Annotated in this window: 12 protein-coding genes; 6 read left to right on the forward strand and 6 right to left on the reverse strand. The window is 72.8% G+C overall.

Annotation, left to right across the window (positions count from 1 at the left end):
- Window positions 1-65: 65 nt before the first annotated feature.
- The 3 genes from H596_RS0112620 to hemF form a co-directional block, all read right to left on the reverse strand.
- Window positions 66-695 carry a tyrosine-protein phosphatase gene (locus H596_RS0112620; protein WP_027285201.1) on the reverse strand — a complete coding sequence of 210 codons (630 nt, stop codon included), beginning with the start codon at window positions 693-695 and terminating at the stop codon, window positions 66-68.
- Between the two features lie 12 nt (window positions 696-707).
- Window positions 708-1,682, reverse strand: a complete 975-nt coding sequence (locus H596_RS0112625; RefSeq protein ID WP_027285202.1) for a Bug family tripartite tricarboxylate transporter substrate binding protein — start codon at window positions 1,680-1,682, stop codon at window positions 708-710.
- 240 nt (window positions 1,683-1,922) lie between these two features.
- The gene (gene hemF, locus H596_RS0112630; protein WP_027285203.1) at window positions 1,923-2,813 is read right to left on the reverse strand and encodes an oxygen-dependent coproporphyrinogen oxidase; all 891 of its coding nucleotides are present in this window, start codon (window positions 2,811-2,813) and stop codon (window positions 1,923-1,925) included.
- Between the two features lie 154 nt (window positions 2,814-2,967).
- On the opposite strand from hemF, the gene petA reads away from it, so the two are divergent.
- The 3 genes from petA (at window position 2,968) to H596_RS0112645 (ending at window position 5,675) form a co-directional block, all read left to right on the forward strand.
- Complete coding sequence (gene petA, locus H596_RS0112635; protein WP_456307601.1) at window positions 2,968-3,558, forward strand: ubiquinol-cytochrome c reductase iron-sulfur subunit; 591 nt, start codon at window positions 2,968-2,970, stop codon at window positions 3,556-3,558.
- A 64-nt stretch (window positions 3,559-3,622) separates the two neighbouring features.
- A complete protein-coding gene (locus H596_RS0112640) occupies window positions 3,623-4,909 on the forward strand; it encodes a cytochrome b (RefSeq protein WP_027285205.1) in 1,287 nt (428 codons plus the stop codon).
- Window positions 4,910-4,913: 4 nt separating this feature from the next.
- Window positions 4,914-5,675, forward strand: a complete 762-nt coding sequence (locus H596_RS0112645; protein ID WP_027285206.1) for a cytochrome c1 — start codon at window positions 4,914-4,916, stop codon at window positions 5,673-5,675.
- 58 nt (window positions 5,676-5,733) lie between these two features.
- Here the strand turns inward: H596_RS0112645 and H596_RS0112650 are convergent, their stop codons facing one another.
- Together H596_RS0112650 and aroB are read right to left on the reverse strand one after the other, a co-directional pair.
- The gene (locus H596_RS0112650) at window positions 5,734-6,756 is read right to left on the reverse strand and encodes an NADP-dependent oxidoreductase (protein WP_027285207.1); all 1,023 of its coding nucleotides are present in this window, start codon (window positions 6,754-6,756) and stop codon (window positions 5,734-5,736) included.
- Complete coding sequence (aroB, locus tag H596_RS23435) at window positions 6,753-8,432, reverse strand: 3-dehydroquinate synthase (RefSeq protein WP_245584007.1); 1,680 nt, start codon at window positions 8,430-8,432, stop codon at window positions 6,753-6,755. Before aroB ends, H596_RS0112650 begins: the two co-directional genes overlap by 4 nt.
- A 57-nt stretch (window positions 8,433-8,489) precedes the next feature.
- On the opposite strand from aroB, the gene H596_RS24160 reads away from it, so the two are divergent.
- Both H596_RS24160 and H596_RS0112665 read left to right on the forward strand, forming a co-directional pair.
- Window positions 8,490-8,636: a hypothetical protein gene (locus H596_RS24160; protein WP_169579872.1), complete on the forward strand. Its 147-nt coding sequence runs from the start codon at window positions 8,490-8,492 to the stop codon at window positions 8,634-8,636.
- A 4-nt stretch (window positions 8,637-8,640) separates the two neighbouring features.
- The gene (locus H596_RS0112665; RefSeq protein ID WP_027285209.1) at window positions 8,641-9,570 is read left to right on the forward strand and encodes a tyrosine recombinase; all 930 of its coding nucleotides are present in this window, start codon (window positions 8,641-8,643) and stop codon (window positions 9,568-9,570) included.
- Here H596_RS0112665 and H596_RS0112670 read toward each other — a convergent pair.
- Window positions 9,555-11,873: a methyl-accepting chemotaxis protein gene (locus H596_RS0112670; RefSeq protein WP_027285210.1), complete on the reverse strand. Its 2,319-nt coding sequence runs from the start codon at window positions 11,871-11,873 to the stop codon at window positions 9,555-9,557. The genes H596_RS0112665 and H596_RS0112670 overlap by 16 nt on opposite strands.
- Before the next feature lie 126 nt (window positions 11,874-11,999).
- On the opposite strand from H596_RS0112670, the gene H596_RS0112675 reads away from it, so the two are divergent.
- Entirely contained in the window at window positions 12,000-12,647 is a 648-nt protein-coding gene (locus tag H596_RS0112675; RefSeq protein WP_027285211.1) for a flavin reductase family protein, read from the forward strand.
- The last annotated feature ends 45 nt before the right edge of the window (window positions 12,648-12,692 follow it).

Consider the following 12,692-nt stretch of genomic DNA (forward strand, 5'->3'; position numbering starts at 1 on the left):
CATGGCTTTGTCCCGGCGCAGCGCCGCCCGGCGACACATACGGTCGGCATGCCATGCCGACCGTATCACTCCCGCCGCAGCACCTTGTCGGTGAACCAGGAGGCGACCGGGCGCGGGCGGAAGGCGGCGCGCAGCGCCTGCTCGTCGTACTCGCGCGAGAGCCACTCCTCGAAGGAAAGGCCGCGCGCCTCCGCCTCGGCATAGGCGGCGAAGAAGGCGTCGAGGATGCCGGTCTTGGCCGCGGCGACATGGCCGTAGCGCAGCGAGAGCTCTTCCGCCGCCCGCGCCGCGCCCTGGCCCTCGATGAGCCGCCACACCCCCGCCGCCAGCCCGGTGCGGTCCGCGCCCGATTTGCAGTGGATCAGGATGGGCTCGGGCAGGCTGCGGTAGAGGTGGATCAGCCGCCGCAGACGTTCCTTGTGCGGCGCGCCGCGGCTCTCGAAGGGCTGGTCGGCATGGGCGAGGCCGAGGGCGGCGGCCGCCTCTCGCCCGAGCGAATCGGCGCCGCAGCCCGCGCGCTGGCCGCGCAGATTGATCACGCTGCGGATGCCGAAGCGCCGCACCGCCTGTTCGAGCTGCCAGGGCAGGGGGTGGTTGGAGCGATAGAGCCGCCCATGCTCCACCACCCCCCAGTTGCGCCAGGGAATGCGCAGCAGCGCGTGGTCCACCAGAAGCGCGTTGAGCCAGCGGGACATGCCCGCCTGTTACTACTCCAGCCGCGCGCCGGAAATCCGCACCATTTCCTGCCAGAGCGGGCGCTCGCGCCGCGCGCGCTCCCACACCCCGTCGGGGGCGGAGGAGATGGCGCGCGCCCCGGTCCGCAGGAAGCGCTCCTGCGTGGCCGGCTCGGCCGCGATCTGCTGCATCAGCGCGCTCGCACGCTGCACGATGGGCTGCGGCACCCCGGCGGGGAAGCTGAAGGCGCACCAGGACTGGACGTTGAAGTTCTCCACCCCGGCCTCGGCCATGGTGGGCACATCGGGCAGGGCCGGGTGGCGCTCAGCGCTGGTGACCGCCAGCGCGCGCATCCGCCCCTCCTGCACCACGGGCACATAGCTCGCGAGATTGTCTATGGCGAAGCTCACATCCCCCGAGAGCATGGCCGGGATGGTCTGGGCCGCGCCGCGGAAGGGGATGTGCGTGGCGTCGAGGTTGTGCCGCGCGGCGAAGAGCGCGCCCGAGAGGTGCGGCGTGGTGCCGATGCCCGGCGAGCCGTAGGAGACGCCCTGCCGCCGCGCCCGCGCCCACTCCACGAACTCGCGCACATTGCGCGAGGGGTTGTGCGCAGCGGGCACCACCAGCACGTTCGGCAACTCCCAGTGCAGCGAGATGGGCTGGAAGTCGCGGTCCGGGTTGAAGGGCAGGCGCTCGTAGAGGAACATCGCGATGGCCCAGACCGTGAGCGTCAGCGGGCCCATGGTGTAGCCGTCGGGCGTGGCCTTCGCGATGGCGTCCGCGCCGATGTTGCCGCCCGCGCCGGGGCGGTTCTCCACCGGGAATGACTGGCCGGTGACGGCCTGCAGCCGCTCGCAGAGAATGCGGCAGAGCACGTCGGTGCTGCCGCCCGGCGGCCAGGGGACGATCACGCGCACCGGGCGGTCGGGCCATTGCGGCTGGGCGAGGGCCGGGGCGGCGAGGGGGCTGAGCAGGCCGGCGGCGAGCAGGGTGCGGCGGTGGGTCATTCTCGGTTCCTCCCGTTCGGCGGGGAGGATGCGGCGGTCTCGGCCGTTCAACAACCCGGCATTAAGGGCTGTGCCATGAAAATGCCCCGGGCCCGGCGCGAAACCGCCCCGACGGGCGGCGAGAAACGGGCCGAACAGGGGTGCCGGCCATGCTCGTTCGATTCCTCCGCCGCTTCCGCCACTGGCTCCGCTACCGGCCGGAGCGCCGCTACATGCGCGGCGGGCGCGGGATGGCGTGAATCACCACGCCGCCTCGGGCGGCAGCGACATCAGAATCGCCTCCACATTCCCGCCCGTCCTGAGGCCGAAGATCGTGCCGCGGTCGTGCAGGAGGTTGAACTCCACATAGCGCCCGCGGCGGCGGAGCTGGTGCTGGCGCTCGGCCTCCGTCCAGGGCTCGTGCATGCGCCGGCGCAGGATGGCCGGATAGACCTCGAGGAAGGCGAGTCCGACATCCCGGGTGAAGGCGAAATCGGCCTCCGCCCCCTTGCCGGGCGTGCGATCGCCCAGCCAGTCGTAGAAGATGCCGCCGAGGCCCCGCGTCTCGCCCCGGTGCGGCAGGTAGAAATACTCGTCGCACCACTGCTTGAAGCGCGGGTAGTAGCCCGGGTCGTGCCGGTCGCAGGCGGCCTTGTAGGCGGCGTGGAAGTCGGCCGCGTCCTCTCTCGCCTCGGGGCTGTCCAGATCCATCGGGGTGATGTCCCCGCCGCCGCCGAACCAGGCGCGGGTGGTGAGGATGAACCGCGTGTTCATGTGCGCCGTGGGCGCGCGGGGCGAGCGCGGGTGCGCCACCAGCGAAATCCCGGTGGCGAGGAAGCGCGGATCCTCCTCCGCGCCCGGGATCTGCTTGCGGAAATCCGGGCTGAACTCGCCCCACACGGTGGAGACGTTCACCCCCACCTTCTCGAGCACCCGCCCGCGCATCAGCCCCATCACGCCGCCGCCGCCCTCGGCCCTGGTCCAGGGGGTGAAGGTGAAGCGGCCGGGAGGCAGATGGGCGTGCGGGCCCTCGGCCAGAGCGTCCTCCACCGCCTCGAAGGCGGCGCAGAGCCTGTCGCGCAGGGATTCGAACCAGAGGCGGGCGGGCTCCGCCAGCGGGTGGGTCGGCGGGCTGGGTGCGGATTCGGTCATGGCGGCAGCCTAGCACCGTAGGCGCGGAATCCATGTTCCGCGCCCGGGCGGACGGTTGCCACTTCCCGGCAGCCTCCCTAATACGCCACAGGCGCGACGGAGAGGCGCGGGCCGAGGCCTGCGCGCCGACCCGGAACGGAAGGCGAATGCCCCCATGGGGGGCGACATCGAGGTGATCGCGATGGCGGAGATGGTGACGGCGCAGGGCGCTTCGCAAGGGGCCGGGCAGCCGGAGGCGACGAAGCGGGACTTCCTGAAGCTGACGACGACGGCCTTCGCCGCGGTGGGGGTGGGGGCCATCGTCTGGCCCTTCATCGCCTCGATGAACCCGGCGCGCGACGTGCTGGCGCTGGCCAGCACCGAGCTCGACCTCTCGCCCATCGCGGTCGGCCAGTCGGTGACGGTGATGTGGCGCGGCAAGCCCGTCTTCGTGCGCCACCGCACGCCCGAGCAGATCGCCGCCGCCCGCGCCGTGCCGCTGTCGGAGCTGAAGGATCCCGCCACCGACGAGAGCCGCGCGCCGCGGCCCGAATGGCTGGTGATGATCGGCGTCTGCACGCATCTGGGCTGCGTGCCGCTCGGCCAGAAGCCGACCGACCCGACGGGCGATTTCAACGGCTGGTTCTGCCCCTGCCATGGCAGCCACTACGACACCTCGGGGCGCATCCGGCGCGGCCCCGCGCCCTCGAACCTCGAAATCCCGCCCTACAGCTTCATGAGCCCCACCCAGATCCGCATTGGCTGAGGGCGCGCGGGCGGCGGGTATGGTCCCGCCCCGCCCGGCCCCACCCGATCAGAGGACGAGCACCATGGCCATCGGCCTGCACGACAGCCCGTTCAAGAACCCCGTGATCCGCTGGGTGGACCAGCGGCTGCCGGTGTTCACGATGATGCAGAAGGAGTACGGGACGTTCCCCACGCCCCGGAACTTCAACTATTTCTGGAATTTCGGCGCGCTGGCCATGATCAACCTGCTGATCATGATCGCCACCGGCGTGTTTCTCTCCATGCACTACACGGCGCACACCGCCTACGCCTTCGACAGCGTGGAGCGGATCATGCGCGACGTGAACTACGGCTGGCTGATCCGCTACGTGCACATGAACGGCGCCTCGATGTTCTTCATCGTGGTGTACATCCACATCTGGCGCGGCCTCTACTACGGCTCCTACAAGGCGCCGCGCGAGCTGCTGTGGATGCTGGGCGTCGTCATCTTCCTGCTGATGATGGCCACCGCCTTCATGGGCTATGTGCTGCCCTGGGGGCAGATGTCCTTCTGGGGCGCCACGGTCATCACCAACCTGTTCAGCGCCATCCCGCTGGTGGGGCATGACATCGTGATCTGGCTTTGGGGCGGCTTCAGCGTGGACAACCCCACGCTCAACCGCTTCTTCTCGCTGCACTATCTGCTGCCCTTCGTGATCGTGGGCGTGGTGTTCCTGCACGTCGCCGCGCTGCACATCACCGGCTCCAACAACCCGCTCGGCATCGAGCCCAAGGGCCCGCAGGACACGCTGCCTTTCCACCCCTACTACACCATCAAGGACAGCGTGGGCATGGTGGCCTATTTTGCCGTCTTCGCCTTCCTGGTCTTCTTCATGCCCAACTATCTGGGCCATCCGGACAACTACATCCCGGCCAACCCGCTCTCCACGCCCGCGCACATCGTGCCCGAGTGGTATTTCCTGCCCTTCTACGCGATCCTGCGCGCGGTGCCGGACAAGCTGGGCGGCGTGGTGCTGATGTTCGGCTCCATCGCCATCCTCTTCGTGCTGCCCTGGCTCGACACCTCCAAGGTGCGCTCCATGCGCTTCCGGCCCATCGCGCGCATCTTCCTGCTGCTCTGGACGATCAACTTCTTCGTCCTGATGTGGGTGGGGGCGAAGCCGGCCGAGGGGCACTATGTGCTCATCGCGCAGATCGCGACGGTGATCTATTTCGCCTATTTCCTCGTGGTGCTGCCCGCCCTCGGCCGCCTCGAGAAGCCGCTGCCGCTGCCCGAGAGCATCGCCCGCGCGGTGCTGGGGCCGAACGCGACCCTGGGCGGCGGGCCCGTGCCCGGCGCCGTCGCCGCCAAGCCGATGGACAAGGCCTGATCCGATGCGTGTGATCCGCTCCCTCGCCCTCGCCGCCTCGCTGCTCGCCGCCGGCCCCGCCCTGGCCGCGGGCAGCGCGCCCACCCCGCCGGACGCGCGCTTCGGCTTCGCGGGCCTTTTCGGCACCTTCGACCGCGGCGCGCTGCAGCGCGGCTTCCAGGTGTACAAGGAGGTCTGCGCCGCCTGCCACGCCATGCGCCAGCTCTCCTACCGCAACCTGCTGGAGATCGGCCTCTCCGAGGCCCAGGTGCGCGAGATCGCGGCGCAGTTCCAGGTGACCGACGGCCCCAATGACGAGGGCCAGATGTTCGAGCGGCCCGCCCGCCTCTCGGACCGCTTCCGCCGCCCCTTCCCGAACGAGCAGGCCGCGCGCGCCGCCAACAACGGCGCCTATCCGCCCGATCTCTCGGTGATCGTGAAGGCCCGTCCGGACGGGGCGAACTACATCGCCGCGCTGCTCACCGGCTATGTGGACCCGCCGCCGGGCGTGGAGGTGATGGAGGGCATGCACTACAACGCCTGGTTCCCGGGCCATCAGATCGCCATGCCGAACATCCTCAACCCGGATGGAGTGGAGTATGCCGACGGCACCCCGGCGACGGTGGAGCAGCAGGCGCGCGACGTGACGACCTTCCTCGCCTGGGCGGCGGAGCCGGAGCTCGAGCAGCGCCGCCGCATGGGCGTGCAGGTGCTGATCTTCCTCGCCATCCTGGGCGGCCTCGTCTATGCGACGAAGCGCAAGGTCTGGGCCGACGTGAAGCACTGAGAGTCCGGGCGGTGATGCGGGGCGTATCGAACGCGCCCCGGCGTCACCGCCACCCGGATCAGTCCACCCGCACCAGCAGCTTGCCGAAATTCTCGCCCCGCAGCAGGCCGATGAAGGCGCGCGGGGCGTTGCGCAGCCCCTCCACCACATCCTCGCGCCAGCGCATCCGCCCCGCGGCGATGAGCGGGCGCATCTCGGCGAGGAAGGCGTCGTAGCGCCCCCAGCCCGTGTCGCTGACGATGAAGCCCTGGATGCGCAGCCGCTTGCGCACCACGGGCCCGAGGTTGGGCCCGGGCGGCGCGCCCGCCGCATCCGCGCCGGGGGCGATGTTGTACTGCGCGATCATCCCGCACATCACCATGCGTCCGAAATCGCGCAGCCGCGGGAACACCGCCGCCTGCACGGGCCCGCCCACATTCTCCCAGTACACGTCCACCCCCTCGGGGCAGGCGGCGTCGAGCTGCGCCTCGAGCGGCCGGCGGTGGTCGAGGCAGGCGTCGAAGCCGAGTTCCTCCGTCACGAAGGCGCATTTCGCAGGCCCGCCCGCGATGCCGATGACGTGCGCGCCCCGCGCCTTGGCGAGCTGCCCCACCACCTGGCCCACCGCGCCCGAGGCGGCGCTGACCACCACCGTCTCGCCCGGCTTGGGCTGGCCGATGTCCTCGAGCCCCACCCAGGCGGTGAGCCCGGGCATGCCGAGCACGCCGAGCCAGGCCGGCAGCGGCGCCAGCGTCGCGTCCACCTTCCGCAGCCGCGCGCCCTCCACCAGGCAGAGGCGCTGCCAGCCCCGCCCGCCGGCCACGAGATCGCCGGGCGCGAAGCGCGGATCCTGGGAGGCGAGCACCTCGCCCGCCGTCTCGCCCTCCATCACCTCGCCGAGCTCCACGGGCTTCGCGTAGCTCTTGGCCGCGCTCATCCGCCCGCGCATGTAGGGGTCGAGGGAGAGGAAGCGCGCGCGCACCAGCACCTGGCCCGGGCCGGGGGCGGGGGGCGGCGGGGCCTCGGCGATCTCGAAATCCTCCGGGCCGGGCTCGCCCTCGGGGCGGCGGCGCAGCCGCACCTGCAGGTTGGTCTCGCTCATGGCTCGCACCCCTCCTCCTGCAGAAGGGCGCGCACCGTCGCCTCCTGCACGCCCGATTCCGTGAAGGCCTCGCCGGGGCCGCGCAGCAGCACGAAGCGCATCGCCCCCTCGCGCGCCTTCTTGTCGGCCTTCATCCGCGCGATCAGCCGCTCGGCCGAGAAGCGCCGCGGCAGGGCGGCGATGCGCGGGGGCAGCCCCACCTCGCGCAGATGCTCGCGCACGCGCCCGGGCAGCTCCTGGCTGCACAGGCCGAGCCGCGCCGAGAGCTCGGCGGCGAGGCCGAGGCCGATGGCCACCGCCTCGCCATGCAGCAGCTCGCCCGAATAGCCGCACTCCGCCTCCAGCGCATGGCCGAAGGTGTGGCCGAGATTGAGCAGGGCGCGCCCGCCCTCGGGCTGGGTCTCGAACTCGTCCTCGGCGACGATGCCGGCCTTGAGCCGGCAGGATTCCAGCACGGCATGGGCGAGCGGCCCCGCCTCGCCGCGCATGGCGGCGGGGCCTTCGGCCTCGCACCACTCCCACAGCGGGCCCTGCAGCAGCCCGTGCTTGGCCACCTCCGCCCAGCCCGCCCGCAGCTCCCGACCGGGCAGGGTGGCGAGGGCGGCGGTGTCGGCCAGCACGAGCCTGGGCTGGTGGAAGGCGCCGAGCAGATTCTTCCCCTGCGCGGTGTTGATGCCCGTCTTGCCGCCCACGCTGCTGTCCACCTGCGCGAGCAGGGTGGTGGGGCATTGCACGAAAGGCAGGCCGCGCAGCACCGTGGCCGCGACGAAGCCCGCAAGATCGCCCACCACGCCGCCGCCCAGCGCCACCACCACCGTCCGCCGGTCCGGCCGGGCGGCGAGGACGGCCTCGGCCACGCGCCCGTATTCCTCGAGGCTCTTGCTCGCCTCGCCCGGCGGCACAAGCACCTCCGCCAGGACGGCGAAGCCGCCCTCCGCGAGTCCCTCGCGCAGCGCGGGCAGATGCAGCGGCGCCACCTGCGCGTCGGAGACGACGACGGCGCGCCGCCCCTCCAGCCGCTGCGCCATCTCCGCGCCTGCGCGGCGCAGCAGCCCCGGGCCGATCAGCACGTCATAGGCGCCGCGGGCGAGGTCCACCCGCAGCCGCGCGGGCGGGCGATGGGCCAGCACCGCCTCGGCCACGCGGCGGGTGGTGGCCTCGGGGCTTTCGTCCGAACAGTTCACGATCAGGTCGGCCTCCGCATAGGACGGGTGGCGCTGGGCCATCAGGCGTTCCAGCACCTCGCGCGGGTCGGCATTCTGGAACATGGGCCGGTGCTCGCGCCCCGCCACGCGGCGCAGCAGCACGGGCAGCCGGCACTTGAGCCAGACCGAGAGCGCGCCCGATTCGCGCACCGCCGCCCGGGTGCGCGCATCCGCCCAGGCGCCGCCGCCGGTGGCGAGCACCACCGGGCCGCCCTCCGCGCGCAGCAGGCGCGCGATGACGCGCCGCTCGCCCTCGCGGAAATACGCCTCGCCATAGCGGGCGAAGATGTCCGCGATGGGAATGCCCGCGGCGGCCTCGATCTCCGCGTCCGCATCCAGGAAGGGCAGGTTCCAGCGCGCCGCGAGCCGCCGGCCGATGGAGGATTTGCCGCAGCCCGGCATGCCGACGAGCACGACGCTCCGGGTGGGGGCGGCCGGTGCTTCGGCCGATTCGACGAGGTTGCGTGACACGGCGACGATAGGTAGCACAGGGCCCCGACCGCGCGAGGGGATGCCCCGACACCCGCCATGTTCCGCCGCCCCGTCCTGCTGATCCTCCTCCTGCTGCTGCTCGCCGCGGGGGGCGGGACGCTCTGGCTCGCCGCCTTCCCGCCGCCCGTCACCCCGGTTCCGGTCGAGCGGCTGCTGCCCAACGACCGTTTCCAGGTGCGCTGAGACGGTGGCCGCGCGCGCGCTCGAGAGCTTCCTCGAGATGATGGCGGCCGAGCGGGGCGCGGCGCGCAACACGCTCGAGGCCTATCGGCGCGACCTCACGGACGCCATCGCCCATCTGGGCCCGGGCGCGGCTGAGGCCGATGCGGCGGCGCTGCGCGGCTATCTCCAGGGGCTGGCGGCGCAGGGGCTCTCGCCGCGCACCCAGGCGCGGCGGCTGTCGGCGCTGCGGCAGTTCTACCGCTTCCTCGCCCGCGAGGGGCTGCGCCGCGACGACCCGACGGAGCTGCTCGACGCGCCGCGCCTGCCCGCGCCGCTGCCCAAGGCGCTCTCGGAGGCGGAGGTGGCGGCGCTGATCGAGGGGGCGCAGCGCCTGCCGCCCGGAAAGGCCGCGGTGGCGGTGGCGGTGCTCGAGATGCTCTACGCCTCGGGGTTGCGCGTCTCCGAGCTCGTGACGCTGCCCGCGGGCGCGCTGCGCGAGGAGGCGCCGCTGCTGCTGGTGCGCGGCAAGGGGGGGAAGGAGCGGCTGGTGCCTCTCTCCCGCCGGGCGCGGGAGGCGGCGCGCGCCGCGCGCGAGGGGCTGGCCGGGAAGGCCGGCGCGCGTCCCCGCTCGGCCCGCTTCCTGCTGCCCTCGCGCGCCGCGGGGGGCCATCTCACGCGGCAATCCGTGGGGCTGCTGCTGAAGGAGGCTGCCGCCGCCGCGGGGCTCGACCCCGCGCGCGTCAGCCCGCATGTGCTGCGCCACTCCTTCGCCACGCATCTGCTCTCGCGCGGGGCGGATTTGCGCAGCCTGCAGGCGCTGCTCGGCCATGCCGACATCGCCACCACCCAGATCTACACCCGCGTGCTGGAGGAGCGGCTGCGGGCGGTGCTGGAGGAGCACCACCCGCTCGCCGCCCCGCCCGCGCGCGGGCGGGCGCGTCAGGCGCGGACCTGACGGAGGAACTCCGCGGCCCGGCCGCGCAGCGTGGCCGCCTGGGCCGCGAGGTCGTTCGCCGCGTCCAGCACCTCTCCCGCGGCCTGGCCGGTCTCGCTCGAGCCGCGGCGCACATCCTCGATGCGCCGGGTCATGGCGCCCGTGGTCTCGGCCACCAGGGCGGCGCTGCGCGCGATCTCGCGCGTCGCCGCACCCTGTTCCTCCACCGCGGCGGCGATGGCCGCCGTCACCTCGTTCATGCGCTCGATGGTGGCGGTGATGGAGCGCAGCGCCTCCACCGCCTGCTCGGTGCTGCCCTGGATGCCGCCGATCTGGGCGGCGATCTCCTCCGTGGCCTTGGCGGTCTGCGCGGCGAGGTTCTTCACCTCCGAGGCGACCACCGCGAAGCCCTTGCCCGCCTCGCCCGCGCGCGCCGCCTCGATCGTGGCGTTGAGCGCGAGAAGGTTGGTCTGCCCCGCGATGTCGCTGATCAGCCGCACCACGTCGCCGATCTTCTGCGCGGCCTGGGCGAGGCCCTGCACCGTGCCGTCGGTGGCGCGCGCCTCCTCGGCCGCCGCGCGGGCCACCTGCGCGCCCTCGGCCACCTGGCGGGTGATCTCGGCCACGCTGGCCGCCAGCTCCTCCGCACTCGCGGCGACCGCCTGCACCTCGCCCCCGGCGCGGCCCGAGGCCTCGGCCACCGCATCGGCCTCGCGGCCCGAGACCTCGGCGGCGGCGGTCAGGGTGCGCGCATTCTCCTGCATGCGCGAGGCGCCGCTCGCCACCGCCTCCACCACGCCGCCCACATCGGCCTCGAACCGGTCGGCGAGGCGGACCTGCTCGGTGACGAAGCGCCAGGAGAGCATGGGCCCCACATAGCCGCCCGAGGCGTCGCGGATCGCATTCACGTTCAGCTCCACCGCCTCGCCGCCCAGCGTCATGCGCGCGCGGTGCGGCAGGCGCGAGGGATCGGCGAGCAGGGCGCGCTGGTGCTCGGGGTTGCGGTGGAAGATGTCCATGCTGGCGCCCAGCATCTCCTCGGGCTTCACCGGCAGGGCGGAGGCGATGGTCTCCATCATCCGCATCGCCTCGGGGTTCATGTAGGTGATGCGGAACTCGTTCCTCGGGTCCGCCATCATGATGCCGAGCGGCATCTGCTCCAGCATCTGGCCGCGGGCGAAGGCCTGCTTCACCTCGCCGCGCAGCGTCTCCAGCGCGCCGGCGATGCGGCCGATCTCGTCGCGCCGGCCCTGGTGCGGCACGGCCGTGTCGGCGTCGCCCCCGGCGATGCGGCCCATGACACCGGCCAGGGCGCGCAGCGGCGTGGCGATGGCGCGCGTCGTCAGCCAGGCGCTGAGCAGCAGCAGCACCACGATCACGCCCGAGGTGATCAGCACCGCGTTCAGCGTGGCGCGGGCGGCGGTCATCGCCTCGGCCTTCAGCGCCTCGCTCGCCGCGGCGAGGGATTCCTCGGCCGTGCCGATGGCGCGCATCACCGCCTCGCGCGCGGGGGTGGTGCGCTCGGCGCGGATGGTCTGGATCTCCTGCGCCTTCGTCACGATCGCCTCCGACGCCTCGGCCATGGCGATGCCGACGCTGGTCAGCCGCTCCACGTCGAGGCGGAGCGATTCGGGCGCCTGGCTCGCCAGCCGCCGGGCGTGCACGCGCATCTGCGCGCCCGACCGGCGCGCCCGCTGGGCCGCGGCCGGATCGTCGGTGGCGAGATAGCGCTGCGTGCCGAAGCGCACCTCGCTGACGGACTGGGTGTAGGTGGTCAGCACGTCGCGGAATTCCTCCCGCGCATCGCCCTCCAGGGCGAACTGGAGGTTCGCCGTCACCGCCTCCAGCGCCTGGTCGAACTCCGGGATGCGGGGGAAGAAGCGCTGGTCGCGCAGGTTGATCACCTCGATGCGCGCGGCGATCAGCGCCTCGGAGGCCGCGGAATACTCCTGCAGCACGCGCGTCGCGGTCTCCAGCGCCTCGCGCGCGGCGGCGGGGCCGTTGGCCGAGAGCTCCCGCGCCGCGGCGAGGCTGCCCTCCGCGTCGCGCAGGGCCTGGAGCATGGTGTTCTCCTCCACCCGCAGCTCCCGCGTGCCCTGGGCGAGCAGCACGCCGCGCTGGTGGCTGTTGGCCTGCTGCATGCGCATCGCCGTCTCGATGGCCGCGCTGCGGGCGTCGGCGCCGCGCCGCGCCTCCTCATTGGCGTGGTCGAGCTGGCCGAGCTCCATCACCGCCGTTCCGACCAGCCCGGCGAGGAGCAGCATCGTCAGGCCCGCGCTGAGCGACAGCTTGAGGCCCACTCCGAGATTGTTGAACAGGCGCATGAGCGATTCCCGCAATGGATGGCGCGCCAGCCTGACCCGGGGGCGGTGAAGGAAGGGTGAACCCCCCTCGACAGCCCCGCCCGCCGCCATCAAGTTGCCCCCCCGCAACCAGGGGGGCCGCCCGCCATGATGTTCGACTTCGAGACGCTCAGCGCCGCCGACCGCTACAAGCTGCTGGTGGCCACCGTGGTGCCCCGGCCCATCGCCTGGGTGGTGACGCAGGACAAGGCGGGCGTGGTCAACGCCGCCCCCTACTCCTTCTTCAACGCCTTCGCCGACAATCCGGCGGTGGTGGGCATCGGCTGCGGCCCCCGCCCGGACGGCCCCTCGCCCAAGGACACGCTGGCCAACATCGAGGCCACCGGCCAGTTCACCGTCTGCCTCGTGCCGCACCGGCTGGTGCACGAGATGGTCGCCACCGCCGTCGAGTTCGGCCCCGAGGTGGACGAGCTCGCCGAAGCCGGCCTGACCAGGCTGCCCTCGGCCAAGATCGCCCCCCCGCGCATCGGCGAGAGCCCCGTGGCCATGGAGTGCGAGACCTTCCAGCTCGTCCGCGCCGGCCACCACACCATCGTGCTGGGCAAGGTGCTGGCGATGCATGTGGCCGACGAGGCGGTGATGGACCCCGCCAAGCGCTACATCGACACCCCGAAGCTCGATCTGGTGGGCCGCATGCACGGGCGCGGCTGGTATGTGCGCACCACCGACCGCATCGAGGTGCCGCGCCTGACCGTGGCCGAATGGCAGGCGCGCAAGGCGGCGAAGGCCGGCTGAGACGCGCCGCGCCGCGGGTTCCCACCGCGCCCGATCCGCGCTAGG

It is taken from the genome of Rubritepida flocculans DSM 14296, from assembly GCF_000425365.1.
Taxonomy (GTDB): domain Bacteria; phylum Pseudomonadota; class Alphaproteobacteria; order Acetobacterales; family Acetobacteraceae; genus Roseococcus; species Roseococcus flocculans.

Coding starts and splice junctions, on each gene's coding strand:
- H596_RS0112645 (WP_027285206.1), top strand. CDS start 4,914: ATGCGTGTGATCCGCTCCCTCGCCCTCGCCGCCTCGCTGCTCGCCGCC.
- H596_RS0112650 (WP_027285207.1), bottom strand. CDS start 6,756: ATGAGCGAGACCAACCTGCAGGTGCGGCTGCGCCGCCGCCCCGAGGGC.
- H596_RS24160 (WP_169579872.1), top strand. CDS start 8,490: ATGTTCCGCCGCCCCGTCCTGCTGATCCTCCTCCTGCTGCTGCTCGCC.
- petA (WP_456307601.1), top strand. CDS start 2,968: ATGGGGGGCGACATCGAGGTGATCGCGATGGCGGAGATGGTGACGGCG.
- H596_RS0112670 (WP_027285210.1), bottom strand. CDS start 11,873: ATGCGCCTGTTCAACAATCTCGGAGTGGGCCTCAAGCTGTCGCTCAGC.
- H596_RS0112640 (WP_027285205.1), top strand. CDS start 3,623: ATGGCCATCGGCCTGCACGACAGCCCGTTCAAGAACCCCGTGATCCGC.
- H596_RS0112675 (WP_027285211.1), top strand. CDS start 12,000: ATGATGTTCGACTTCGAGACGCTCAGCGCCGCCGACCGCTACAAGCTG.
- H596_RS0112620 (WP_027285201.1), bottom strand. CDS start 695: ATGTCCCGCTGGCTCAACGCGCTTCTGGTGGACCACGCGCTGCTGCGC.
- hemF (WP_027285203.1), bottom strand. CDS start 2,813: ATGACCGAATCCGCACCCAGCCCGCCGACCCACCCGCTGGCGGAGCCC.
- H596_RS0112625 (WP_027285202.1), bottom strand. CDS start 1,682: ATGACCCACCGCCGCACCCTGCTCGCCGCCGGCCTGCTCAGCCCCCTC.